The sequence below is a fragment of the Natroniella acetigena genome (genome assembly GCF_023227745.1).
Lineage (GTDB): Bacteria > Bacillota > Halanaerobiia > Halobacteroidales > Halobacteroidaceae > Natroniella > Natroniella acetigena.
In genome coordinates this window covers 1-26,132 of record NZ_JALKBX010000035.1, presented here as the reverse complement: position 1 = coordinate 26,132, position 26,132 = coordinate 1, and the positions used below count along the sequence as shown (strand labels likewise).

The 26,132-nt window shown below is 35.6% G+C and carries 22 protein-coding genes; 1 reads left to right on the top strand and 21 read right to left on the bottom strand.

Going from position 1 to position 26,132, the window contains the following annotated elements:
- Positions 1-180 precede the first annotated feature (180 nt).
- Both MWH25_RS08530 and MWH25_RS08525 read right to left on the bottom strand, forming a co-directional pair.
- Positions 181-1,803 (bottom strand): S8 family peptidase, encoded by a 1,623-nt coding sequence (locus MWH25_RS08530; protein ID WP_248627230.1) that lies wholly within the window; start codon positions 1,801-1,803, stop codon positions 181-183.
- A 13-nt stretch (positions 1,804-1,816) separates the two neighbouring features.
- Positions 1,817-2,557: a hypothetical protein gene (locus tag MWH25_RS08525; RefSeq protein WP_248627229.1), complete on the bottom strand. Its 741-nt coding sequence runs from the start codon at positions 2,555-2,557 to the stop codon at positions 1,817-1,819.
- Between the two features lie 190 nt (positions 2,558-2,747).
- On the opposite strand from MWH25_RS08525, the gene MWH25_RS08520 reads away from it, so the two are divergent.
- Positions 2,748-3,608, top strand: a complete 861-nt coding sequence (locus MWH25_RS08520) for a L,D-transpeptidase (RefSeq protein ID WP_248627228.1) — start codon at positions 2,748-2,750, stop codon at positions 3,606-3,608.
- 28 nt (positions 3,609-3,636) lie between these two features.
- On the opposite strand, the gene MWH25_RS08515 is transcribed toward MWH25_RS08520, so the two are convergent.
- The 19 genes from MWH25_RS08515 to MWH25_RS08425 all read right to left on the bottom strand — a co-directional run bounded on the left by MWH25_RS08515 (position 3,637) and on the right by MWH25_RS08425 (position 25,976).
- Positions 3,637-4,494, bottom strand: a complete 858-nt coding sequence (locus MWH25_RS08515) for a YjbH domain-containing protein (protein ID WP_248627227.1) — start codon at positions 4,492-4,494, stop codon at positions 3,637-3,639.
- 16 nt (positions 4,495-4,510) lie between these two features.
- Positions 4,511-5,551 carry a UDP-3-O-(3-hydroxymyristoyl)glucosamine N-acyltransferase gene (gene lpxD / locus MWH25_RS08510; RefSeq protein ID WP_248627226.1) on the bottom strand — a complete coding sequence of 347 codons (1,041 nt, stop codon included), beginning with the start codon at positions 5,549-5,551 and terminating at the stop codon, positions 4,511-4,513.
- A gap of 68 nt (positions 5,552-5,619) precedes the next feature.
- The gene (locus MWH25_RS08505) at positions 5,620-6,069 is read right to left on the bottom strand and encodes an OmpH/Skp family outer membrane protein (RefSeq protein WP_248627225.1); all 450 of its coding nucleotides are present in this window, start codon (positions 6,067-6,069) and stop codon (positions 5,620-5,622) included.
- A 4-nt stretch (positions 6,070-6,073) separates the two neighbouring features.
- Positions 6,074-7,207 (bottom strand): coiled-coil domain-containing protein, encoded by a 1,134-nt coding sequence (locus tag MWH25_RS08500; protein ID WP_248627224.1) that lies wholly within the window; start codon positions 7,205-7,207, stop codon positions 6,074-6,076.
- A gap of 249 nt (positions 7,208-7,456) precedes the next feature.
- Complete coding sequence (locus MWH25_RS08495) at positions 7,457-8,035, bottom strand: OmpH/Skp family outer membrane protein (protein WP_248627223.1); 579 nt, start codon at positions 8,033-8,035, stop codon at positions 7,457-7,459.
- 13 nt (positions 8,036-8,048) lie between these two features.
- Positions 8,049-9,752, bottom strand: coding sequence for a BamA/OMP85 family outer membrane protein (locus tag MWH25_RS08490; protein WP_248627222.1), 1,704 nt, complete (start codon positions 9,750-9,752; stop codon positions 8,049-8,051).
- Positions 9,753-9,828: 76 nt separating this feature from the next.
- Positions 9,829-14,025: a translocation/assembly module TamB domain-containing protein gene (locus MWH25_RS08485; protein WP_248627221.1), complete on the bottom strand. Its 4,197-nt coding sequence runs from the start codon at positions 14,023-14,025 to the stop codon at positions 9,829-9,831.
- A 199-nt stretch (positions 14,026-14,224) separates the two neighbouring features.
- Entirely contained in the window at positions 14,225-16,003 is a 1,779-nt protein-coding gene (locus tag MWH25_RS08480; protein WP_248627220.1) for a SpoIVB peptidase S55 domain-containing protein, read from the bottom strand.
- A gap of 140 nt (positions 16,004-16,143) precedes the next feature.
- Positions 16,144-16,491 (bottom strand): rod-binding protein, encoded by a 348-nt coding sequence (locus MWH25_RS08475; protein WP_248627219.1) that lies wholly within the window; start codon positions 16,489-16,491, stop codon positions 16,144-16,146.
- 18 nt (positions 16,492-16,509) lie between these two features.
- Positions 16,510-17,667, bottom strand: coding sequence for a flagellar basal body P-ring protein FlgI (locus tag MWH25_RS08470; protein ID WP_248627218.1), 1,158 nt, complete (start codon positions 17,665-17,667; stop codon positions 16,510-16,512).
- A 14-nt stretch (positions 17,668-17,681) separates the two neighbouring features.
- On the bottom strand, positions 17,682-18,206 hold the full coding sequence (locus MWH25_RS08465; protein WP_248627217.1) for a flagellar basal body L-ring protein FlgH: 525 nt from the start codon (positions 18,204-18,206) through the stop codon (positions 17,682-17,684).
- A 68-nt stretch (positions 18,207-18,274) separates the two neighbouring features.
- On the bottom strand, positions 18,275-19,243 hold the full coding sequence (gene flgA, locus MWH25_RS08460) for a flagellar basal body P-ring formation chaperone FlgA (RefSeq protein ID WP_248627216.1): 969 nt from the start codon (positions 19,241-19,243) through the stop codon (positions 18,275-18,277).
- A 217-nt stretch (positions 19,244-19,460) separates the two neighbouring features.
- The gene (gene flgG, locus MWH25_RS08455; protein WP_248627215.1) at positions 19,461-20,249 is read right to left on the bottom strand and encodes a flagellar basal-body rod protein FlgG; all 789 of its coding nucleotides are present in this window, start codon (positions 20,247-20,249) and stop codon (positions 19,461-19,463) included.
- A gap of 26 nt (positions 20,250-20,275) precedes the next feature.
- Positions 20,276-21,019 carry a flagellar basal-body rod protein FlgF gene (gene flgF, locus MWH25_RS08450; RefSeq protein ID WP_248627214.1) on the bottom strand — a complete coding sequence of 248 codons (744 nt, stop codon included), beginning with the start codon at positions 21,017-21,019 and terminating at the stop codon, positions 20,276-20,278.
- A 412-nt stretch (positions 21,020-21,431) separates the two neighbouring features.
- Positions 21,432-21,704: a sporulation transcriptional regulator SpoIIID gene (spoIIID, locus tag MWH25_RS08445; RefSeq protein ID WP_248627213.1), complete on the bottom strand. Its 273-nt coding sequence runs from the start codon at positions 21,702-21,704 to the stop codon at positions 21,432-21,434.
- Between the two features lie 97 nt (positions 21,705-21,801).
- Positions 21,802-22,617 carry a peptidoglycan DD-metalloendopeptidase family protein gene (locus MWH25_RS13045; protein ID WP_248627212.1) on the bottom strand — a complete coding sequence of 272 codons (816 nt, stop codon included), beginning with the start codon at positions 22,615-22,617 and terminating at the stop codon, positions 21,802-21,804.
- A gap of 91 nt (positions 22,618-22,708) precedes the next feature.
- Positions 22,709-23,524, bottom strand: a complete 816-nt coding sequence (gene spoIID, locus MWH25_RS08435) for a stage II sporulation protein D (RefSeq protein ID WP_248627211.1) — start codon at positions 23,522-23,524, stop codon at positions 22,709-22,711.
- Positions 23,525-24,032: 508 nt separating this feature from the next.
- Positions 24,033-25,295, bottom strand: coding sequence for a UDP-N-acetylglucosamine 1-carboxyvinyltransferase (gene murA, locus MWH25_RS08430; protein ID WP_248627210.1), 1,263 nt, complete (start codon positions 25,293-25,295; stop codon positions 24,033-24,035).
- Between the two features lie 90 nt (positions 25,296-25,385).
- Positions 25,386-25,976, bottom strand: coding sequence for a YueI family protein (locus tag MWH25_RS08425; RefSeq protein ID WP_248627209.1), 591 nt, complete (start codon positions 25,974-25,976; stop codon positions 25,386-25,388).
- Positions 25,977-26,132 lie beyond the last annotated feature (156 nt).

Here is a 26,132-nt window from a genome sequence, read left to right as displayed (position 1 = left end):
TTAGAAGCTCAGAAAAAATCTTTCAGAACGAGAAATCTCCCTCATGGTTCTAAGCAAAAGTTACACATAATTGTAATTAATATCTAATTATTTATTGCTCTTTTCAATTATTCAACATTAATTATTAAATATTCAATGCTTTTACCTATTCATTGATTTTTAATTGTACATTGTACATTGTCAATTGTTAATTTTCCACTCAACGTCATCCGTCAACAACTCCAAATCAAAATCAACATTCAATCCTGCTCCTACCGAATGAGCTGTCTTACCAAAGTAATCACCTTGCTCTATCTTATTATCACTACCTGTCAGATCGATCCAAGCATACAGATGCCACTCACCCGCTTCGACCTCTTTTAATTGATAAAATCCATCCTCACTCACTTCTGCTAATTGACTCTTCAACTTGATCTGATTACCATCTTTCTTCCCCGCAAAGACGACAGCTTGTCCGATTTGAGCATTAGTGACTGCTGCATGAGCATTGATCAGGCCATAGCCATATTTGAAGTCCCAGCCTCGCCCTACATCTTCAGCCCCCAAGTCTTGTGCTGTTCTTTGTAAACGTTCTTTAATTTGAGCAGGCGTTAAATCAGGCTCTTCAGCTAACAGTAATGCTGCCACTCCTGCTACATGGGGAGCTGCCATTGAAGTTCCACTAAGTCTAACATGTTCACCTTCTATTACTTCTTCAAGATATGAATCCCGGTATCTGCCATAAGGAACCGTAGAATAAATATGCTGACCTGGTGCTACAAAATCAAGCTCCCGTCCATAATTAGAAAAGCGGGCCAACTCTAAGTTATAATCGACTGCTCCCACAGAAATCACCGTTTCAAACTGAGCAGGATAGAGCAAGTCTGGATCACCAATCTTATCATTACCTCCATTACCTGCAGCTGCAATCACAGTCACATCCTGCTGGTGGGCATAATCTATCGCTTTCTTGACAGTTGCAGAAGGAAAGGGAGAACCCAAACTTAAATTGATAATATCTGATTCATAATCTACTGCTAATTTAATTGCTTCTGCTACAAGCTTATAAGAACCTGAATTTGACCCAAGCTCTCCCCCAAAAACTCTAATTGGAAATAATGTCACATCCCAATTTACTCCTACAACTTTTCCACCTTGATTATTTGCTACTGCCCCGATAGTACCTGCTACATGGGTTCCATGTCCATTTCGATCAGTTATAGAACTAGGTAAGCCTTTTTCTTCATACTTCTCCTTAGCTAACAATTTAATTTCTTGGTTCTTCAAGTCAGTATGTTCTATATCAACTCCTGTATCAACCACAGCCACAGTTACACCCTCACCTCCTGTACTCTTTTGCCACGCCTCTGGTAAGCTGATCGCAGAATAATGCCACTGCTTGTCATAATCTTGATCAATTGGATGAAATGCTGTCTCCAATGTCCTCATCTGCCGATTCAACTCCGCAAACTCTACTCCTTTGTGCTTATTTAACTCTGCTGCTAACTCTTCTAATTTCCCAGCTTCTGCTCCAGCTACTAAGCTGACCTCTAGTCCCACCAACTCATCTTCCAGATTTAATCCATATTTCTCTAACAATTTCTGTTTAATAGTTTCATCCGTAAATTTAACTAATAATTTCTGTGGTATGTAATCTTCTGTTTGTACTTCTAAACTAGTTGTACTAGCTGGTAAATTAAATTTTTCTTCAATCTCAGTATTAACAATAGTCAGATAACCTAAGTTACCATCATGGTAAGAGCTATCTGTACTACAGCCTGTTGCAGTTATCATAATGATCAAGATTAAGATTAGTTTCTTCATCTGGTTGCTCCTTTTAAAATTTAATATCTAAGCCACCCCGAAGCTCTAAGCCGCTGAAATCGAATTCATCCCCAGCCATATCATCTCCATACTCGCTATAGAAGGGTTGACCCTTTTCTACTAATTGCTCAAAGAAGACATGGCGATAATTAAGCCCTACTCTACCATCAATTCCAGTCATCACAGGAAAAAAAAGCTCGGTTCCCAACTTACCACCTAGAGTACCTCCTTGATAAATTCCAGTTGTATTATCTTCTGCATAATTCCCTTCTGGATCATCATAAAATTTTATGTACTTTTGCCAAGCAAATAAACTTGAATAATAGCCGAGAGCTAATCTGAGGACCAACTTTGACCCTTCCTGTTCTAGCTGATAATCAATTATTCCTAAAACCCCTGTTAATTCTAATTCGTAACTTTCTAAATACTGAAGGTTAGTATAATTTAATTTATAATCTGTTAATAAATTAAACTTTTCTACTTCTCCCCCTATGGCCAAATTATCTGTTAACCAGTATCTCGCTTGTAAAAAATAACCTACCTCTGAATCGAAACTTTTTAAATTTTGATAAGGTTCAGCAGAAAAACGATCATAATTTAAATAATAATTCCTCTGCCATAAATGCTCATTCAGTTCATCTAAAGCAAAGGTATTATAACTGAATCCTCCTCCTACTTCAAAATCCCCTTGCTGACTATACACTGGTCTTGTAAGCAAGATTAATAAAAAACAAAGAATCTGTAATTTCCTCACTAGCTATCTCCTTTCCTACAATTAGAACCCAAATTGGAAAGCATTAGTCAGAACTGTTAATTATCTCTCAATTATTTATATTATACATAATTCCTTTAATCCCTGTTAAAAATGAATGTTAAAAGTTTACAGACTATCATAACCTTAACTTAACAATACTAATAGTAAACTTTAAACCTGGAGGAGAATTATGAATTCATCACTTTTTTCAACCACTAATTTAAAAAGAATATTGATCATTCTCAGCCTTATCTTTCTATTCTTACTCTTACTTCTAATTTCAACCTACTATCAGCCAACTACTTACGATAATCGAGTAACTTCTAATCAAGATCAAGAACAATTTAATCAAATAGATGATTACTTACAGCAATTCACGGGCCAACAGCCTACAGAAAAAGAAACTATAATAACTCCCCAGCAACAGTTAACTAAGATTAGAACAGCTTTACTGCTCTACTTACAAGATAATCATCACTTACCTACCAAACTCAATCAATTGGTAGGTGATTACCTGCTAACTTTACCTACTGAATCAGTTTCCAATAGCAGACGGGTCAGTACCGAATTAGATCAGCAAGGCGGTTGGTATTACAATCCTCAGCAGACTAAAGATACAGCTGACTTAATAAATTTAGTTGAAGCAAGTTTTAAGCCTAACCTCAAGCCAACTGACGATTATAATCTTCCATTTAAACCATATCGTTTACTGATCGCTACAGATGAACAGCAACTCCACCTCAAACAAGGAGCAGAAATAATAGCTAGCTATCCCATCGGGATTGGAGCTCAAGAAAGTCCTACCCCCATGGGTAATTTTAGAATCAAGAATAAATTTCCTATTACAGGAGGAGAACAGAGAGAAGATTTTGGCGATTACTGGATCGGAATTGATCTCTGGACTCTAGGAGGAAGTTATGGAATCCATGGAACTAGTAGTCCAACCTCGATTACAGAACAAGAATCAGCTGGATGCATTCGACTGGAGGCAGAAGCTATTGAAAAGTTATATCAATTAATTCCCCTTCAAACTGAAATAACTATAAAGTAAAACCTTGCCCTAAGGGCAAGGTTTTTAATTAAAATTCATTTTTAAAACTAAGACCAAAAGTAAGATCAGTTCGATCAGTTAGATCTTTAACTCCTAGATTAGCGCTGATTTCAGGAATGAATTCAAACTTAAATCCTAAATTCACCCCTCCATTATACTCAGCTAACATAGTCGTCAATGGTAATTCAAAACTACTCTCTCCACTTAAGACAGAGACAGGGTTTAAGACCCTACTAACCCCTACAAAAAAGTTATCCTCAAATCGCTCTTTATCACCAACTCCTAAATGAGCTCGCAACCCATAATACGGACTGGATTTACTGGCAACTATGTAGCGATCTCGATCAATAATTCCCGCTGCTACTGCTGGAACATTCTCACTTTCTTCTATCAACTTAACCTTCAACTTAGGAAAAACTTCTCCATCCTCTGTAATACCAGCAGGCCAATTAGCCCCAATTCCCAATTGAACTCCTTGCTTAATCCCATAATCACTTCCTACTAAATCTCCATTCTCATCAATTCGCTGGTAAACTAAATTTAACTCTGTCGGGGCCAAAATATCTGCCGTAGGAATCGTCAATAAGCCAGTAGCTCCAAATTGACCAGCATAGCTTGGTAACGAAAAGATAATCAACAAAGCTACTACTAACCCTAACCTCAACCCTTTTTTCATCATTACCCCTCCTAATTTAATTTGTGCTCTCTCAGCTAAATTTAAATCTATCACCATAGTGCTTCGCAGATAACTAGGTTTCCCTGCACCCCCGCCTAATTGACAGTTTACAATTGACAATTGACAATTGACAATTAAATTCAAAATCATAAAACCACAAATACTAAACTCATCAATATTTACAAAGTATCCTACGACTAAATATTTCATCTTCCAATATTCTCTTTTAGCTGAGAGTATTCAATTTTTCTTCTAATTGGGCAACCTTCTTTTCTAACCTTCGCATCTTCTTCATCATCTGTGGTAGCTTCTTACGGGCTGCTTTAATCCTTCTTTCCTGGCGATGCTCATGAGCTGGATATCCTGATACAAAAGAATCATCTGCTACATTATTGGTCACTGCACTATAGGCTCCTACTGTTACATCATCCCCTATCTCTAAATGACCTACTACTCCACTCTTACCAGCTAATGTAACCCGTTCCCCTAACTTACTACTACCAGCAATTCCAACTTGAGCAATCAATAATGAATCAGCTCCTACTTCGACATTATGAGCAATATGTACCAAATTATCAATCTTAGTACCTTCTCCGACAATTGTTGAACCAGTAGCAGCTCGGTCAATCGTAACGTTGGCCCCTACTTCTACCTTATCTTCAATAACTACATTACCAAATTGGGGTACCTTTTGATGTCCATCTGCACCTGTTTCAAACCCGTAACCTTGACAACCAATCACTGCTCCAGCATTAATTTCAACCTCATTACCTAACTTACATTCATATTCTATCACTACATTCGGATGAATAATACTATCTTGCCCAATTTCAACATCATGTCCGACATATACCCCTGGGGCCAAGATTACCCGATCACCAATTTTGGCCCCTGCTTCAACTACTACTCCTGGATGAATCGATACCTCATCACCCACCTCAGCTTCAGCACTGACTACAGCTTGCTTGCTAATTCCAGGTTGAGCATAAGGCTGAGGTAAAAAGACCTTAGCAATCTTAGCAAAAGCTAAACGAGGGTTATCAACCACAATTAATGGCTGTTCAATATCATCTCTAACAAGATCTTCATTTATAATAATTGCTCCTGCTCTCTGCTTCGCTTGTTGGAAGAAGCCTTGATCAAGAGCAAAGGTGATTTGGTCACTGTCAGCATTATCTGCTCCACCAACACCTTCAACTTCAAACTCTTGCTCCCCTACAACCTCTCCTGCTACTAATTGAGCTAACTCTTTTACTTTCTTTCCCATCATTGAGCCTCCTTATGTACAATAATATCAGCCTATAATAGGCTGATATTATTAATCAATCAAAGAATTTATTGCAACTTTTCAATTACTTGATCAGTAATATCAATACCACCATATCTAACATCCTGTTGATCCAAAATCATATCTAACTCTTTCTCTTCAGCAATCTCTTTTACTACCTGTTCAATTTCAGCTACAAATTGGTTCCTTAAATCTTCTTGCAATCGATTTATTTCCTCATAGGCCTGTTGATGCTTCTTAAATTGTTCCTCTTCTCCTAATCCTTCTGCTTCTTGATTATATTCTTCCTGAATAGCCTCTATTTTATTATTTAATTTTTCCTGATAATTAGCTGCTTGCTCACTTTCAGTCCAAACCCGATCTTGATCCATAACTCCCACTTCAATATTAACCTCTTCTACCTCAGTTACTACTTCAGTTTCAGATTCTGCTGTACATCCCACTAGAAAAATTACTGTCATTAACATTGTAATCGCTACTAAAATTAATTTCTTCACTCCTTCACCCCCCTAACCTAATCTCAGCTAAGATCTCTTCAGTTAGATCAATTGCTGCTAAATTTTGATTATAATCGGTTAAAATCAAAGCCAAGCCTTTATCTTCAGCTACTTGTTCTATCATTAGATCCAGTTCTTCTTTTCTTTCCGACCTTAACTTCTCTCTTTTTTGTTGTAGTTGGATAATTTCATCCGTCAAATCTTTAACCCTAGTTTCTACTCTAGTTATCAGTTTTTCTCGAGCAGCCAATAACTCCTCTTCAATATTAGCTGCTAATTCTTCTTCCTGACTGGATAAATCACTCACCATTCCTTCCTCTAAAGAAGTTAAATAATTATAAAATTCCAGTTCTAGCTCTTGCTTTCTAGTTTCATAATCTGCCTCAGCTTGAAATAACAACTTTTGTTGGTAATCTTGTAATCTCTGCTGTAACTCAGCTTCTTCTTGTTGGAGGAAAGATTGTAACTTTTGATTATAATATTGCTCTTGGTCTTCAATCTTAGCCTCTCTTTCTGCTGTCAATTCTTCTAACTGACTCTGTAACTGATTTTGTTTAGCCTCATCTAAATTAGCAACCCTTAACTGTAATCTTAGATTAATAATTTCTGAATTATAATTTTGGTCTATAATAGCTTTATATTCTTCTAAATCTGTATCATATTCCTTCTCTAGTATTAAAAGTTCATCCTTTAACTCTTGATGCAGGCTAGTCTCTTTTTCAGCTAGCTCAGATTCGAACTCAGCCATCAATTGTTGATAATAATCTTCAAGTTTAGAACCTAACTTAGATTCCTCCTGCTCAATCTTTTTAGCATAATCAGCCTCAATAACTTCCAATCTTCTTTTCACCTGTTGATTAAAATCAGTTAAATAACTTCCTGTATCTTCTTCAATCTTAGTTAAACTCTCCTCTTCCTCTCGTAAAGAGAGATTAAGATTGACAATCCGTTCTTCAATTTGAGCAATCTGCTGTGTCAAAGGATGTTCTCGTCTAATATCAGCTAAATCAACAATCCCAATTTGAGGTTCAAGCTCAGTTTTAGCTTCTTCTGTCGTTAACTCTTGATTACGACAACCAACTAAACTCAAAACCATAACCAATAGTAGCCCAACTAGACCACTTTTGATTATTCGCACAGAAAACACCTGCTTTCTAAGTTTATAGTGCTCTCAGCTAAATTAAAGCCTGTTATTACAATGCTTCGCGAATAACTAAATTTCTCTGCATCCTCGTCTTAGTGTACAATTTACAATGTACAATTTACAATTAAATTCAAAACCACACAATCAAAACACTAAAAAGTCAATATCTAAGGACCAAAAACTAACTACTTCTTTGGCTTTCTAATATTTTCTTTTAGCTGAGAGTACTCAGTTTAAAATAATTTAATTCAACTCTTCATCACTTTCAAATAATTCTTCTTCCAATAACTCTTCATTATCTAACTCAATAACTGGTTCTTCTTCTGATTCATCATCTTCTGATTCACCATCTTCTAACTCTGTCACTTCTTCAAAATCAAGCTCAGCTAAAACTTCCGCTGTTAAGTCATATCCACCATAGATAACTACTGGTTGATCGACAATAATAGTTATATCCTTTCTTTGGGCTACTTCTCTAATCTTAGAATTGATATCATCTATCAGACTTTGAACTAAATCTCTCTCTAGTTGATTAAGTTTTTGTTGATATTCTTTTAGTAAATCTTGACGTTCTTCTTTAGTCAAATTAGCTGCTTCAACTTCAAGCTGTTGCTGTAATTGTTGAGCCTTTTGATCTAATTCCTCTTCTGAAGCTTCCTTATGAGGATGTTTTAGAAATAAACTCTCCATATCAACATACACAATTTGAGGAATATCAACCTCTTCCTGTTCAGCTTGCTCAGCCTGAACGGGATTAACAGCCACTAACGCCCCCACTATAACCAAAGTAATTAAGAACCCACTTGCTAATAGTTTCTTCATTATTCCACTCCTTTTAGAATGTATTACCGATTCTAATACTTAAGTTAGTCTTGTCATCCTCTATTTCACCCTCAGGGGCATAACCATAATCCAATCCTAACTGCCCAATTGGAGTATTAAACCTTGCTCCTAAACCAACTGAATAATTCAAATCATTCAAGCTAATATCACTATTACTTGCAAAAGTTCTACCTGCATCAGCAAAAGCAACACCTGTCACATTATCTACAATCCCGAATCTATATTCTAAATTAGAAACTAACATAGCATCTCCATCAACAAAACCATTTTCTGTAGCTCCATTATCCCTGTCATAATAATCACTACTATAACCTCTTACTTCATTCATTCCAGTTAGTGCATAACGCTCTCCTGTTGGAAGGTCTCCATCACTAAGCCCTGTCTTCAATCTGAAGGCCCAAGTATCTTCTTCCCTTGCTGGTAAATAATTTCTTAAATCAAGCTCATACTTAGTAAAGTCAGTATCGCCACCAAATAGTCCTGCATTCTCAATTGAAAGTTCTTGTCTACTTCCAGAACGGGGACTGAAGATATTGTCCCGCGTATCTCGAATCGTCTTTAGAGTCACACTTCTAGTATTTTCATCATCAAGTCCTAATCCTTCTTCATATTTCGTATTATGATAATCAAGCTTTAAATAACCTGTAATATCATCAGCTAATGGATGACCAACCGTAATATCTCCACCTTGTCTTCTTGAAACATCATCTACTGCATCATCATATTCAGTTTTGTAAAGATTGAAGTTTAAACTCGTCTCAGTTCCAAATGCCCACGGCTCATAAAAACCTAATTCATAATTTGTTCTGTCACCAAACTCCCAACTCAAGTTGACTTTCTGTCCCCGACCAAAGAGGTTATCCTTCTCGACATCGACCATACCTGTCCAACCAGCAGCAGAAGAGTAACCTCCTCCAATACTGAAAGTACCTGTCTTCTGTTCTTCTACTTCAACAACCAGATCAACTGCCTGCGGATCATCTGGAACAGGTTGAAAATCAGGTCTAATATCCTTAAAATACCCTAAATTATATAAGTTTCTAAAATCATTCCACATCTGATCAATATTAAATACTTCTCCTTCTTCTAAACTCAGCTCTCTTTCAATTACAAAATCCTTAGTCTCTTCATTTCCTGTAATAGTCAAACTATTTAAACGACCTTCATCGATAGTTAGCTCTAGTTGATCTTGCTCCTTAATCGTCACATCAACTATCTGGGCCAACATATAACCCTGCTCTTGATAATATTCATTAATTCTTTCTACATCTTGATCTAAAGAATTAACATTAAGTATTTCACCCTGCTGTAAGGATAATAATCCTTTTAATTCTTCTGTCGTTACTTCTTGATTACCTTCAATTTTAATCGCTGATAACTCAGGATTTTCAATTACTTCTATAATCAATTTGACTCCATCTTGATAATTTCTGAATAAAATTTGCAGATCAAAGAAGTAACCTAAATCAAAGACTTGCTGCATATCCTGCTGTAACTTTTCATTAGAAACCTCATCTCCAATTTCAGTTGTAACTTCTTCTAAAACTTCTTCGTCAGATACTAGTTTATTACCTGTTACTTCAATCCCAGTCACAGTATTATCTGTTGGAACTGCCTCTTCAGCACCAACAAGCAAACTATTACTTGCTAACAAAACTACTAAAACTAATACTGTTAAACTTATCTTTTTAAACATTATTTTTATTCCTCCATTTCTTGTAATTATCTATGTTTTTGATTTTTACCAATTACTAACAACTAGTCACCAATCACTAAAAAGGTAAGCTTAGTTCCAAACCCATCTGATATTCACCATAATTATTATAATTTCCATCAAGGCTTAAATTCTCTAACCCTCGTGAAAACTGATACTCAAAACCTACTGCTTGTTCCTCCTCGATTCCAAAGGTATGATTGTACTTCAACATAAAGCCATCAAAGATAAACTTACCTAACCTTATCTCTACTTCATCACTCAATAGCGATCTGATTCTAACCTGATCTAAATCCAATGTCCTTTCAAAAGATCTTTCTACACGATAGATCAATTCGGTCTTAATCCCTTCATCAATAATTCTAAACATCTCACCTCTGATTGCTTCTTCAAAATCCCTCTCTAGTAAGCTTCCCATCCCTCCTTGACGTGCTAATAAACTAACAACCTCTTCTTCTGTCAGTTCATCTTGAGCTAGTAGGTTAAAATCAAGCTGATCTGCTGGTCCATATAGATTTAGCTCAATCTCTTCACCTCTTACCGTAGCATGCGATTCCAATTGTAGATCAGGAATAAAAGTATATCTCCCAAAATTAGCCCTAGCTACTTCAACTTCAAATTCAGTATTATAATAAGTAAATCTTCCTGTAGTAGACTCTAACTGCCCCGTTAACTCTATTCCCTGAGAAGCACTTTCTAGCACTAATTCTCCTGATTGAACTAAAATATCAATATTATTATTTCCTACTCTTACATCTCTGCCGGGCTTAATTACTAGATCAAACTGTGGTTCTATGTTAGATTGGCCCTCTCCTTCCATTACGGGCCAATCAACTGGCAGACTGAAGAAAGTATTATAAGCTGTTATCTCTCCCTTAATCAGTGGTTGCTCAAAATCACCAATTAATTGTAAGTCCACTCGGTTTAACCCCTCCCAAGAACCATGTTCGAAGAAGATATCTTCTCCTGTCAAGTTCAAATCATACTTCTGAGGCATAAAACCATTGATTAAAACCTTACCACCTAGCTCGAAATCTCCTGAACCATAATAACCAGTCAATTGTTCAACATTAACTTCCTTATCAGCAAACTCAATCTTCCCATTTAAATTATTAAACTCTCGATCTAAATCCAAATGATTAAAACTACCTGAAATAATCTCAGCCTTCCCATTTAATTTAGGATCGTTCCAATTTCCTCTAATACTAAGAATAGCCCTGCCACGACCTTTAGCAGATTCAACATTCTCTAGCCAAAAAGATAAAATACTTAAATTACCTTCTTCCAAGCTTAAATCGAGATCAAACTCTTCATCCTCAACTAAAGGTAACTTTCCTCTTACTTGTAAAATATTATCTTCTTTAACCTGTAGTTGTTGCTCTAAGATCAATTTTTGACTATCTATCAACCTGAGCCTACCAGCCAACCTTTGGTATTCTAAATTACTGACTTGCCCCCCAGTAACCCTTATTTCAGAATCTAAATTCAGCTCAGCAAGATTACCTGTCAGCCTTCCTGCCAAGTTAAGCTTTCCTCCCAACTTATAATCAATTAATTCTAAATCATTCAGTGGTTTTAAATCAAATTCTTTAACAATCAAATCCAAATCCAAATCCAAATCACGCTGTAACCAATAATCTCCCTTAGCTTGTAGATAACCAATCCCTTCTTGATCTTGAATTAATAGATCAAGTGCTAATTTCGGCTCAACTAAAGAACCATTAGCAACAACTCGTCCTTCAACTGGATAAGGTAAAACAAACTCTTCATCAAAAAAATGAGTAAAATAATCTAAACTACCTTCTTGAATTTCAAAGATAAAATCATTGAACTCTTGGCGATAGAGATCTATAACTCCATGACCCTGATAACGATGCTCATCATCATTAATTACCATATTAGTTAGATATAGGTTTGATTGTCGATAATCAATTCTACCTTCAATCTCACCTAATTGTTGATCAGCCAATTTAACATCTCTTCCCTCCACAGTTCCAGCTACCTGAGGAGCAAAAACTGAACCATAAATCCTACCATCTACAGCAACTTGACCGCTAACCTCAAACTCTTGTGGTAAATAATCAATACTAGTTAAATTTAAATCATCTGTTTTTACCTTTAAATCCAACTCTTCTTCAATAACACCCATAATTTCTAAATTGCTATCTTGATAGTTAACCTTAGAATTATTGATTATAACTTCTTGATCATCATAAATAAAATCAATCTCTGCTTGATCAAAACTCTGTTCATAAATAATTCCTTCTTCAATTATAGCTTCTCCTGCTAACTTAAGGGGAGCAAGCAAAGAATTAATCTTTATCGTTCCAGTTAGCATACCTGAAAGAGGTAGTTCAGTATCTGTAGCGGTTAACAATTTATTAAGTTCAACCTCTTCAGTTTTTAATACTAAATCTGATTCGCCAGTTTGGAAGTCTATTCCTCCATTTAGTAAACTAGAAAACTTAGGTAACTCTACTCCCTCAAACTGAACCCCTTCTGATACTAAGAGCAATTGACCCTTCATCTCTCCTAATTCTAAAAAATCATATTCTAACTCTATCCCTCTAAACTGCCCTGTAAACTTAGGTTCGGATAAACTACCACTTACTTGACCAGTTAAATCAACCTCACCTGTTAATTCTTTTTGGTTGTGAAACCCAACCAATTCAGCTAAGTTTACATCATTAGCTATCAAATTCAGATCCAAATCCCCAGCTAAAGTCACTAAACCAGTCAGAGCATAGTTACTCTGCTCTGTTATTAATTCTGCTTGATTCAAGAAAAAATTACCATCATTTAACCAGAAGCTTGTCTCAAGTTGGTTAAAATTATAATCTTGAATTGAACCTTCTTCTACTACTACTGAACCCAACATATTAAGATCTTCTGCTTCTATTCCCGAGCCAGAAAGAATAGTTTCACCATTAATTAAACCTGCAGTAGAAAATTCAGTTCCTAATTTTCTTTCTAATCTAGCCAAACTTATATCAGCTAGTTTAGTAGTAAAGATATAATCAAGCTCCTCAGTAAAGTCAACCCTGCCTTCGCCACTCACTCTACCTGATCCTAAATCAAATTCTACTTCCTCAAAATTTACTACCTGATCTTTATAATAAATCTGGCTTTCAAAATCATTTAAAGCAACCCCTTGAAATTGCCCTTCTTCCAGTTTCAAATTACTAATAACACTTGGGTTATCTAAACTCCCACTTATCTTCCCAGCAGCCTGGGCCAACCCTTCCACCTCAAGTTGATCTAATTCAAATAACTGACTAACTTGACCCAAATCTATCTTATTAAACTCATATTCTAGATTCAATTGCGGCTGCTCCCAACTGAATACCTCACCTGTCAACTCCACTGGCATCCCTTGATAATTACCAATTAACCGTTCAAAACGCAATCCATATTTGTTAAAACTGAGATCTCCAGCTATTCCATCTACCTTTAATTGCTCATTACTAACAACAGATTCAGTAAGCTCTAAGCTTCCATAATAACTTGATACCCCTTCTGCAACATTGCCTCTTAGTCTAAGATTTCCTGCTACTTGACCACTGGTTTCAATTTCATCTCCTATAGCTAAGTCATAATTCTGTGTTAAATTAGCTAAATCTAAATCAGAAAAATTCAACTCCAAATGATAAGCCCCTGCTTCAAAAATTCCTTCCAAACTTAACTGCTTAACCAGCTGAGACCCTGAACTGCTATGTAGGTCAAAGCTCAATTGTTGTCCAGTTCCAATCTCACCATTTATATTCTTTATCTCCTTTTCAAATTGAAAACTAAAATAATCTACTTTCCCCTGCTCAATCCTAATTGGAAAGGAATATTCAACTTCATCAATTTCTTCAAAATTATCAATTAAAAACTGATAATTCCAGTCTTCTCCTTCTATTAACCTCAATTCAGGCTCTACTAACCTAATACCACTGATACTATCTAAAGGAGCCAATCTATTTGAGATTAAATCAATCAAACTATAATTGATACTAACCTCTTCAACCTTCAACAGCTCCCTCGCTTCTTGATCCTTAATAGTCAATCCAGCGATAGTAATTTTATTAATCCCTTCAATTTCTATATCATCTACTACAATCTCGGTTGTCAACTCTTGTTCTAAAAGATTGATTGCTTCTTCTCTTACCTGTAACAGCAAATAATTAATATTTGAATATAAAAGCATCATCACAAACAACAAGAGCAAACCAAATACTATAGTTGATCTAGAAGTTAGTTTTTCTAGTTTCATTACTTTGCCCCCAAATCTAATCCTCAGACTACTTTAATAATATTATATTTTATCAGCAGTTGCAATAGCAATCACTAGTTATTTATTAAGAGAACTATAATATATTACCACTATTCGCAATTAAATGTCAGCCTGATCAAGATTAAAGAAAAACTTCAGACAAACCAACAAAAAAGCCCCTCATATGAGGAGCCTTCTGTTACTCATCTTCTATAATAATTTCAATCTCTTTAACTAAACTACCGGTCAATACATAGTCTGTTTCTATTACTTCTTCAACCAAATCATAAGCGACTTCAACTTCTTGAGCAACTTCTTGTTCAGTACTATCAATCTCTTCCAGATCATCCTTCTCTTCTTTAGTAGAATCGAACTCATCATCTGAAACTGAAGGATAACCTAGCAGTGGTTGTAATTCAATTACCAAGCTGTTATTCTTATTCTGTAATTGATAAATCTCGATCAACTCTTCTAAACTCTTAATATTATTGGCTGTAGAACCTTCTGTTTTCTCAGACTCTGTATAAAAAAGATTAAAATTGGCTTCTTGCCCACTTAACACATTGATCAGTAATTTTTCTTCTGTAATATCTTCTGGAATTTTTAATTCAATCTCTTTTTCAATTACTTCCTGACGATAGGGTCTTAATTTTACTTTTAAATCTACCTTTTCCCCTGGTCTTGCTTGTTCTTGTTTTAAGCTAATTTCCTCTAACAAGGCAATTTGGGGAGCCTCTTGCACCTCAACATCAACTTCAATATTAGCAAAATTAACCTGTTCAAAAGGATTGCTCACAAGTAATGATAACCCTTGAATAAAATCAGTCAAAGCATTCACTGCTATATCACTATCACTATAATAGAGATTAGTGCTCTCTAATACCCTATCTGGTAATTTACTCCCTACTACCTCCCAGCTTACTCTAGCCGTTCCTGCCCCTTGGCGATCAATAGTACTGTCTATCGCCTGTAAGAGTGCTGTTGCTGCTAACTGTTCAATTAAATTTTCATCTTGGACAATCTGTAAGTCATATGTAACTTCTCTATTTAAATCTTGATCAAGCAGATTTATTTTAACAGGTACAATATTAGGATAATCTCCTAATTTACCTGCTACCCCTGCTGTTCGATCTTGGGTAATAACCCCTTTTAAATCAGCCGGCGAACCAATTTTGAAAGGCATCTCAATACTTGTAATCATTTGATGAATATAAGCAGAAGAAAGTAAATAATTAGCATTACCTTTACCCAAGAATGAATGACCTAAGCCTAAAATTCGATCTTGATCCCGATAAGTCAACGTCCCAATTGCTGAAACATTAATATCTCCTCTTATCAGTTGAACAGCCATTGCACTTCCTGGCTCAAAAGATAACTCTTCCTCATGTTCCATTAAACTACCACCAACTACAGGCATTAAATCATAATCATCTAATCCTTCTGCCAATCTATCTTTAGCCCTACCTGTTAAACCGCTGACTAATAGTGGAGTATTAACTGGAGTGGCTACTAATGTATTAGTTTTATCTTTCTGCTCTTCACCTGTAGTGAAGAGTACCTGTTCATACTTCTGGTCATCTATCTCTAACGGAGTGGATAGTGCAATCTCTTTTTCTTCTTTTATATCCAACTCATCATCTATTCCTAATTCCAATAAATCCAACATACTCTCTATCGGCGTTACCAATCCAATCTTATGGTCAGCCATCTGCCAACCATAACCAATAGCTCCAACTAACTTATCCTCAATATAAATTGGGCTACCACTCATTCCAGCAGCAATACCACCTGTTCTTTCTATTACATCCCCACTAGTTTTGACCAAGATTAAATCTTGATTCAGATCAGAAGAATCCAACGTACTAATAATTTCTACCTCAAACTCCTCTATCTCAGTCCCTCGCAAAACCGTCTTTCCTACACCTTCCATCCCCGATTCTATCTCTGCTAATCCCATAATCTCTTGTTCGGTAGCCAAAACCGTACTTGTTAACAACAAACACAGAAGCACTAGTATAGTCATTTTTGAAATTAATCGCAAGCAAATCCCTTCCCTTCTTAAATATAACAACAACTACTATTTAGTTTATAATTTTAGTTGACTAAATATAACCAAGATCAAGAATTATTACTTAGTTGCTGATAAACAGCTTCTGCAATTCCTAATTGCTCTTTACTAGCAGCCTCCTTAGCAATCTGATCATAATACATATCCTCAAATACTTCTTTACTTAAACCACTATCTAATAGATCAGATTTTAAGGTAGCATCCCTCATCTGCTTAAACATCATACTCAAAAAAATCGACTCAAATTCTTGACTAACTACTTTTAACTGCTCATCTTTTTGTTCATTTTTAGTACTAGCTTCCTTTTCTAATAAGTTTTTAAATTCACTTTCTGATTTACTCAAGTTAGTATTCTTAAGCTGCAATTGATTTAAATTTAGCTCTGAACCTATCTTCATCTTATCACCTACCTTAAATTACATAATTTCTAAATCAGCATGTAGTGCTCCTGCTTCTTTAATTGCCTGAATAATTGAAATTACATCTCTAGGAGTAGCCCCTACCGCATTTAAACCGGTTACTACATCTGAAATACCTGCTCCCTTCGGTAAAACTACTAAGCTAGCTTTCTCTTCTGTTACATCAACCTCTTCTCCTTCTATAATCTCAACTTCCTCTTCACCAACATCAACCACCTCTTCTGTAGTAGCAATAGTAACTGTCAAGTCCCCATGTGAAACAGAAACTCTCGACAACCGAACATTATGCCCCATCACAACTGTCCCTGTCCGCTCATTAATCACCACTTTAGCTTCTGTATCAGGCCTAACTTCTAATTCTTCAACCCTAGAAACAAAATTTACAATCCTATCCCTAAAGAAACTTGGGATTTGAATTTCAACCTGTCCTGCATCTTTAGCTTGGGCATAATAACCTCCATCCTGAGTATAACCGAATTCCTGATTGATTACATCTGCTACCCTTTGAGCTGTAGCAAAATTAGGATTTTCTAAGACTAAGGTAAATCGATTATCTTGATTAAATTCCATCGGTACTTCTTCTTCAACGATTGCTCCATTAGGTACCCTGCCAACAGTTGTATGATTTTGACTCACTTGAGCTCCACCCTGTCCAGCTGTAAATCCACCAACTGATACCGCTCCTTGTGCTACAGCATAGACTTGATCTCCAGCAGGCCCTGTTAAAGGAGTCATCAATAAGGTTCCCCCTTGTAAGCTGTCAGCATCTCCAATTGAAGATAATGTTATATCAATCTCACTACCTGGATGGACAAATGGTGGTAATTGAGCAGTAACCATAACAGCTGCTGCATTGTTGCCCCCTAATTGATCTTGATCAATATCCACTCCAAAATTCTGTAACATATTACCTATAGATTGAACTGTCAATTGACTATTTTGACCATCTCCACTTCCATCTAAGCCAACCACGATTCCATAACCAATTAACTGATTATTTCTAACCCCTCTAATTCTGGTAATATCTTTAATCCTAACTAATGGATCATCTGCCCCTGGTTGGTTAGGAGCTAAAGCTAAGGTGAAATCATTACTAAAACTTATTAGCATCAATAAGAATATAATTACAGAACAAAACTTATAACCCTTTTTCATATTACCCTCCCTTTCTAGAAGAGCCAAGCAACTATCCTACTAATAATCCCTTGTCTTTGCCTATCTCCAATAACTCCTTTACCCTCATAATCTATTTCAGCATTTGCAATATAGTTTGATTCAATCGTATTTTGTGGTGAAATATCTTCAGGTCTAACTATTCCTGTCAACTTAATATCTTGCGTTTCATCATTGATCTTTACACTTCTAGTACCACTAATTTTAAGATTACCATTAGCTAATTCCTCTTCAATTTGAACCGTTATTTCAGCAGAAAGACTACCACTTCTACTTGTTGAACCAGTTGCATTGCTACTATCACTTTGACTAAAGCCAAATGATCTAATAAAATCAAAAATTCCCGTTCCTGCTCCTACATCCGCTTGATTATTCTGACTAGCATCAGTCGAAGCTTGTTGAGTAGCAGTAGCATCCTCAGTAATAATTACAGTCAAGATATCTCCTACTTGGTTAGCTTTATTATCTCTAAATAGTTCATCATTGCCATTCCATAAAGAAGTGGCCTCAGTAACTGACACAGTAAAAATCAAAATTAAACAAAGTGATAATATTATTAAAAAGCCCTTTCTCACTTAAGATCACTCCCTTAGTCAGTAATCACTCGTACTTCTCTCTCTCCAATTACCCTACCTTCTACAATCTTTCTACTGGCTTTATTCTCAACTTTAATTATATCTCCATAATGTCCTGCTTCCCGCGATCTACCATCAGCAGTTATGATCACTCCTCCAATTTGAGCAATCAGCTTAACATCCTCCCACCTGCCAACTAAAGGAGGACGATCGATCATTCTTTCTTCCAATGGTTGACCAGCCCGTAATGAACTTCGCAGTTGAGTCCCATCTAAAGAATAACCCTCAGTTATAAGCCTATTATTTTGAGTAGTCAATAATTTATCTTCCAGTTGGAATAAATCTCGACTCAACTCAGTTCTGCGCTCTATATCTTCTTTAGCAACCAAAACCTCTTGCCATAAACCAACCTGATATTGAATATTAACTCTTTGGTACAAGCTACCATCAACCTTAACCTTAATAGGTAGCATAGTTCGTCCCAATAAGTTCCTGCGGTGGAGATTACCAACTTCTAAATCGAGTTGACCACTAGGATATTTCAGATCTTGAGGAGAATTTCTAACCTCAATTTCAATCCGCTCAGGTTCTTGGGCCAACTCTTGATAAATATAATCTTTTCCTAATTGAATTAACCTCTCTGCAGTCAACTTTTCATAATCAGTAGTTACAGAAAAATGATAAGGAATATTAACCCTAACTTGCTCTAGATCAACCTGCTCCCTTCTTAAGGCATTGATTACTTCATCACGATAAATAACCCGTTGATATCCGGGGATTGGAGCTTGGCCCAGAGTAATACCATTTAAACTATTTTCAAACTCCGCACCACCTCTTATTTGAGCTATTTCAAGCAGTTCAACTTCTGTTCCTGTAACTTCAACTTGATTGGTCACTTCAATCATATTTTCCGCTGCCAAAGCACCATTACTAATTAGTAAGAGCAGCAATCCAACCTTGAGAGTTAATAGTTTTTTTCTCATTACTTCTTAACCCCTATCTTTTATTTATCTGCGTCAATTTAATTGATATACAGCTTAACTTCAATTTACAATGTACAAAATTGACAATGGACAATTAAAACCCTAAATCTTATAATCAAAATCACCAAAAATCATTGCCACAAGATTTTTTCTATCCATTGTAAATTGTACATTCCGTCAATTGTCAATTAACTTAAATCAACGCATATAGTTTTTACTATCTTCTTAAATTATTAGCCTGTTGTAACATCTCATCAGAAGCCTGAATTGCTTTAGAATTAGTTTCATAAGCTCTTTGAGCTGAGATCATATCAACCATCTCTTCTACTACCTGTACATTAGACTCCTCTAAAAAACCTTGTGCTATTCTACCAAAGCCATCTTGCCCAGCTAAGCCAAACATCGGTTGTCCAGAAGCAGCTGTCTCTTGGTAAAGATTCTGACCTACACTTTCTAAACCAGCTGGATTAGAAAAATTAACCAATTCAATCTGTCCAGCTTCTTGAGGTACTTCATCACCAGGTTCTAAAAAAGTGACTACCCCTTCATCATTAATTGAAATATCTGTTGCTTCAGCAGGAATATTGATCGGTGGTTGTAATAAATAACCATCTGAAGTAACTACCTGTCCATTACTATCCACTTTAAAAGAACCATCTCTGGTATAACCACTTGTCCCATCAGGCATCATCACTTCAAAGAAACCAGCTCCTTCAATTGCTAAATCTAACGGGTTTTCTGTTCCTTTTAAACTTCCTTCACTGAACAACTTCTGTGTTGCTTCGGGTCGGACACCATGTCCCACTTGAATTCCAGTCGGTATTTCAGAACCTTGATTGTTAGGCGTTCCAGCAGATCTTATCGTCTGATACATTAAATCCTGAAAACCTACCCTCGACTTTTTAAAACCGCTCGTGTTGACATTAGCTAAGTTATTAGAAATTGTATCCATATTCAGTTGTTGTGCTTTCATTCCAGATGCTGAACTTGATAATGATCTAATCATTCTTCACTTCACTCCCTAATTCTTTTTTAAGTCCTTCCTACTTCATTAACAGCCTTGCCCATCGTATCATCATGTGCCTGAATCCCTTTTTGATTAGCTTCATAATTACGTGTATTATTGATCATTCTTACCATTTCATCTATTGGATTAACATTAGATTCTTCTAAATGACCTTGCACTACACCACCTGTAGCTGGAAAGATATTATCAACCTCTGGTGTAGCTTCAAAGAGATTACTTCCTTCTCTGCTTAGACCGTTCTTATTCTCAAAACCGGTTATCCTTATATGATCAACTATTCCTCCATCAACAAGCAGATTATTGTTATTATCTACACTAATTTCCCCTTCGAAAGGAACCTGTAAAATTCCATTTTCCCCTAAAACAGGATGACCATCCTGAGTTACTACTTGTCCTTGATCATTTAAAGTAAATTCTCCATTGCGGGTATATCGCTCTCCCTGTGGAGTCTGGACAGCAAAAAACCCCTCTCCTTGTACAGCCCAATCAAAAGTGTTACCTGTCTTTTTAAAACTACCATTACTATGATCGGTCTTTATTTCATCAACCATTACCCCACTCCCTATCTTACCAGTTGGAGTTACTTGCTGATCAATTCTATGTAGTAAATAACTCGGAAACTCATGTTTGGTAGCAACTTGCTTTTTATATCCATTTGTATTTAGATTTGATAAATTATTAGAAATAGTATCATTCTGCTCTAAGTTAGAACTCATTCCTGAAGCAGATGTATATAAACCCCTGATCATTAAAATCCCCCTCTCTAAACTTAACCTTATTTATTAATTAAACACTAGATTATAAAATTCCTGCTAACTATTCAAAAATAAATTCAATCTTCTAATCCTTACATAATAGTATAACCTTAAATTTTTAATTTTTAAAGCCGAATTGATATAATGTGTAACTTTTCATTCGTGAAAGAATGTATTTTTGTAGGGGCAACCCTCGTGGTTGTCCTTGCTTTAAGGGTACCCATAAAGGGCACCCCTACGAGGAAATCAGGGTTCTGTGTAGGGTCGCCCTGTATTTCATGGGCAGGCACAGGGACCTGCCCCTACAAATTTTTTTACTGATTCCTTATTCCAAATTCCTGATTCCTGTGGCACAAAAGTGCCACATTATTGTAATATAACGAAAAAAAGAGAGTTAGTGACATCACTAACCCTCTTCTATATCAGACGATTTTTCCTCCATATATTTTCTTTTAGTAGCTTCGCCACCTCTAAAATGACGTTCTGCTTTATTATATTCTAATACTTCCTTAACTTGTTCAGCTAATTGTCCATTTATCTTCTCTAATCGCTCCGTTACATCCTTATGTATTGTACTTTTACTTACTCCAAATACTTTAGCTGCCTGCCTGACAGTTGCTTTAGTCTCATATATATAATGGCTCACTTCTAATACTCTTTGATAAATATAATCTTTCATCAACTTGTCCCCCTTAATTAGCTCCAATATATATATATGTAGCACAAGGATAATTATTACAATAAATTCAAATTAATTAAGGGGCCAATCAAGCAAGTTAATCAATATATTCTAGCGGAGATACTTCCTCTCCATCCCTAATCACCTTAAACTTAAGCCTACTCTCAGGGTAGAACGAATCATCTACCAACTTGCCAATAACTTGTCCTTGAGCAATCTGCTCTCCTAAAGTTACTACCTCCTCTAAATTGGAATAAATTGTTTTGTATGATTGATTGTGTTTAATTACAACTTCCGTACCATATAGATCATTCTCAATAATATCTTTAACCTGACCTCCTTGAGCAGCTTTAACTTCTAATCCTTGCTCAGCATAAATATCTACTCCTGCATTAAACTTCCAAGCTTCTAACACTTCATCATGGTACCACTTCCAAGCATTCTTTACTTCTCCAGAAATAGGCTTAATCAAATTTATCATCTGTTGAGAAGATACAGTCTCTTCCACTTCTTCTTCTAACTCTTCATTCTTTTCTAACTCCTCTTCCCTTTCTACATCTTCTGTCAGTTGCTCCTCAGTTATTCCCTGATCTTCTTCAGCTCCTTGAGGTGATGACTCTTCCACCATCATCGGTACAGATGCTTCTTCATCAATCTCAAACTGATATTCATTCTCTTCCTCTTCTAGTTCAATAATCTCTATTTCAGCACTTTCTTGACTTAGGTCTTGATTAGTTATGAAATGATAAATTGCTATAGAAATCCCTAAAACAAAAGAAATTAAAAGTACTAACATATACTTGCCCCACTGTAGTCTCTTTAATTTCTCTACTTGCTCCTTTAAAAAATTTTTCTTTTTAGCCCAGCTAATTGAAAATGGTAATTTCTTATCTTGATCATCTTTTTTGCTCACTTAATCCACCTCCAGAAATATGATTTCCAGAAATGATTATTTTATACATCTTGTTCCCATTAATTTACTCTTTAACTGGGCAATCCTTGCTTTAATAGTAGTTTAGTTCTGTTCGGGGATAATAATGTTTTAAAATTTCTTTATAATTATAGCCATTTTCCGCCATACCATGTGCCCCATACTGACTCATTCCTACTCCATGACCATAACCAGAAGTAACAATCCTAATTTGTTCTTCTGTTGTGTCGAATAAAAAATTTGTTGACCTAATCCCTAATTTTTGTCTGAGCTCTCTTCCAGAAAAGACCTGATTACCCACTCTTACTTTCAAGACTCGCTCACTTAAACTCCTCTCAACTATCTTAATCTCTTGAAGTAAATTACTGTTTATTCCTAACTTACGATTAAATTCTTCAACTGAAAAGGTTTGTTGATCTTGATAATAAGGTGATTCCCTTTCATATCTACTAGCTACTGATTTTAAATAAGGTAAATCATTGCCCCAGACCTCAGCTGCTGTTGCTGTGTAATCCCCACTGGTAGAATGATAAACAGCATTAATTAATTCACCTTGATAATCTATTACAACCCCTGCAGTTTCTTCTACTGCTGCTGAAATTCGTGACCAGTAAAATAAATAATTTAAGATTCCCCATCTATCTAATAATTCTGTTTTAGAACTCCAAGCTTGATCTATTGTACTATCAGTCGTTAATTGTTGGCCCTGTTCTAAGTTTCTAAGGGCATAGGTTCTAGCAGCTACTGCTTGAGCTTTTAAAGCTTCAAATTCAAAAAAAGCTGGCATTTCTGCTGCTACAACCCCCTTCAAATATTCTTCTAACTCTAACAATAATATTTGATCATTAATATTATCATAAACTTCAATTTCAATTGGTTGACTAATCAAATAATTGGATAAATTTATTACTACGGTGGGGATTATAATCATTAACAATAACAAAGATATAATCAAACCAACTAATAGTTTATTAACTCTTCTCCCTCCAATAAATCTGCTTTGTTAATTTTTATGCTACTTAACTTTAGATATGCTAAAAAGAACAAAATGACCTTCGGTCATAGCTTGAGTTTAAATCTAACTATAGATAAACAACGCTAAGATGAAAATTAATTGATATAAAGTGGCACTTTGCCACTTTATATCAGTGAACAGTTAACAGTTGACGGTTGACAGTTAAATACCTTAAAATTATAAAATCAAAACCACTCTAAACCCATAGGTATAAATCTTTTCAGAGGTCTTTATCTTTAATGTTTTGAATTTTAACTGTAAACTGTAAACCGTAAACTGTCAACTCAATATTGTGGCACAAAAGTGCCACAATATTGTAATTGAAATTTAAACACCTACAAAACCTTATACTATTTAACCCTATATAATAAAAAAGCACCCCTTATTCAGAGGTACTTACTCGTTTGATATTAACACCAATTCCTTTTAATTTTTCTGTCACATTTTCATAGCCACGTTCGATATGATAAATATCAGTTATCTTTGTCTTCCCTTCTGCTGCTAAAGCAGCTAAGATTAAGGCTGCACCAGCCCGTAAATCTGTAGCCTTTACTTTAGCTCCAGTCAGGTTAGCTTTTTTAATCATAGCAGTCCTACCATCTATTCTAATATCTGCTCCCATTCTTCTTAACTCATCAGCATGACCAAAACGATTTTCAAATACTGTTTCAACAACTACACTATTTCCTTCAGCTTGAGTCAATAAAGCCATAAATTGAGATTGCATATCAGTAGGAAATCCAGGGTAAGGTAATGTCTTAACATCTACAGAGTTTAACTGACCATTACTAATTACCTTAACTCCACTAACATCCTCTTCTATCTTAACCCCCATTTCCTTTAATTTAGCAATTAAAGGCTTAATGTGTTCTACCAAGACATTGTCAATATATAATTCACTTCCTGTAATTGCAGCCGCCATCATATAGGTGCCTGACTCAATGCGATCTGGAATAATTGTATATTCACTACCAGTTAATTCTTCAACACCTGTAATCCGAATTATATCAGTTCCAGCTCCTTTGATCTTGGCCCCCATTACATTTAAATAATTTGCTAAATCAATAATTTCTGGCTCGCGGGCTGCATTCTCAATAATTGTCTTTCCTTCAGCTGTAGTTGCTGCCATAATTATATTCATTGTAGCTCCTACACTAGGATAATCTAAATAAATCTTATCACCTGTTAATTTATTAGCTTTTATTTCTACTACACCATATTCAATTTTTACTTCAGCCCCTAAAGCTCTAAATCCTTTTAAATGCAGATCAATTGGTCGATTACCAATCTCACAACCACCAGGCAAGGTAGTTGTAGCTTCACCATACCGGGCCAACAAAGCTCCTAAAGCATAATAAGACGCTCTCATCTTACGGGCTAGAGAATAAGGAACTTCTAAGCGACTAACGGCATCAGTATTAATCATTAATTTATTTTGATCATAATCAAGATCAACTTCAGCTCCTAAAGATCTCAATATCTTAATTAAGTTATTAATATCCCTTAAGTTAGGTATCCCATATAATACACTCTTCCCAACTCCCATTAAACTTGCAGTTACAATTGGCAAAGCAGCATTCTTTGCTCCACTAATGCTTACTTCTCCTTTTAATTTATTACCACCATTTATTATTAGGTGTTCCATATTATTATTTCCTCCTATCCTTATAATCAAAAGCCCACTGAAATCATTCTTGATCAAACTACAAATTCCTGCTTCCTAACTTAAATTAAATTAGTGATCACCGGGACAATTTTTTCCAAATAATTTATCAACCCATGTTATCTTATGATAATTTTTTAATTCTTCAGGGGCGCGTTCTTCTAATAAACTATAACATTCAGAACAAATTTTCTCACCTTGAGCATCAATTAACTTTTCTGGAACCCCTTTCTTATCTAACCTTTTCTGACGTTTCTCAACAAAGATATCTTCTCTATTAACTGCATGATCACTAACTACTACTAAACCTAGCTCTCCTTTAAAATCAGGAGAGCTAACCTTCTTAAAAGATAGCTCATTCTCTCTAGCAACTTTAATATACTCTTTAGCTGCTGGAGAGGACACTTTACTATCAATAATTAATTTTTTAGCTTCTGAATCCTTAATGCTAGTTATAATTTCAGAATAAACTCCTTCTTCCTCCACCTGACTGACAGTCAACGCTTTCAACACTCGCTCTTTAAATTCACCTAAATATTGATTCCGTTCTTCCTTCTTTAATTCAAGACCACCATGAGCTTCTGCTCCTACTTTTCTTTCTAATTCACTTTTTCCTTGTTGACCCTTAATTGCTTCCTGCTGTAAATCTTTATCCTTACTCATATTTTATCACCTCTAGGTTAGTATTGACCATAGTAAAATATTATATTATTTCAAAGATATATTTTTTAATAATTAGAACTAAATTGATATAAAGCTTCACTTTTAAAATTAAAATCTGCAACCAATAAACTTCAAAATCAGTTTCGAGAGGGCTAA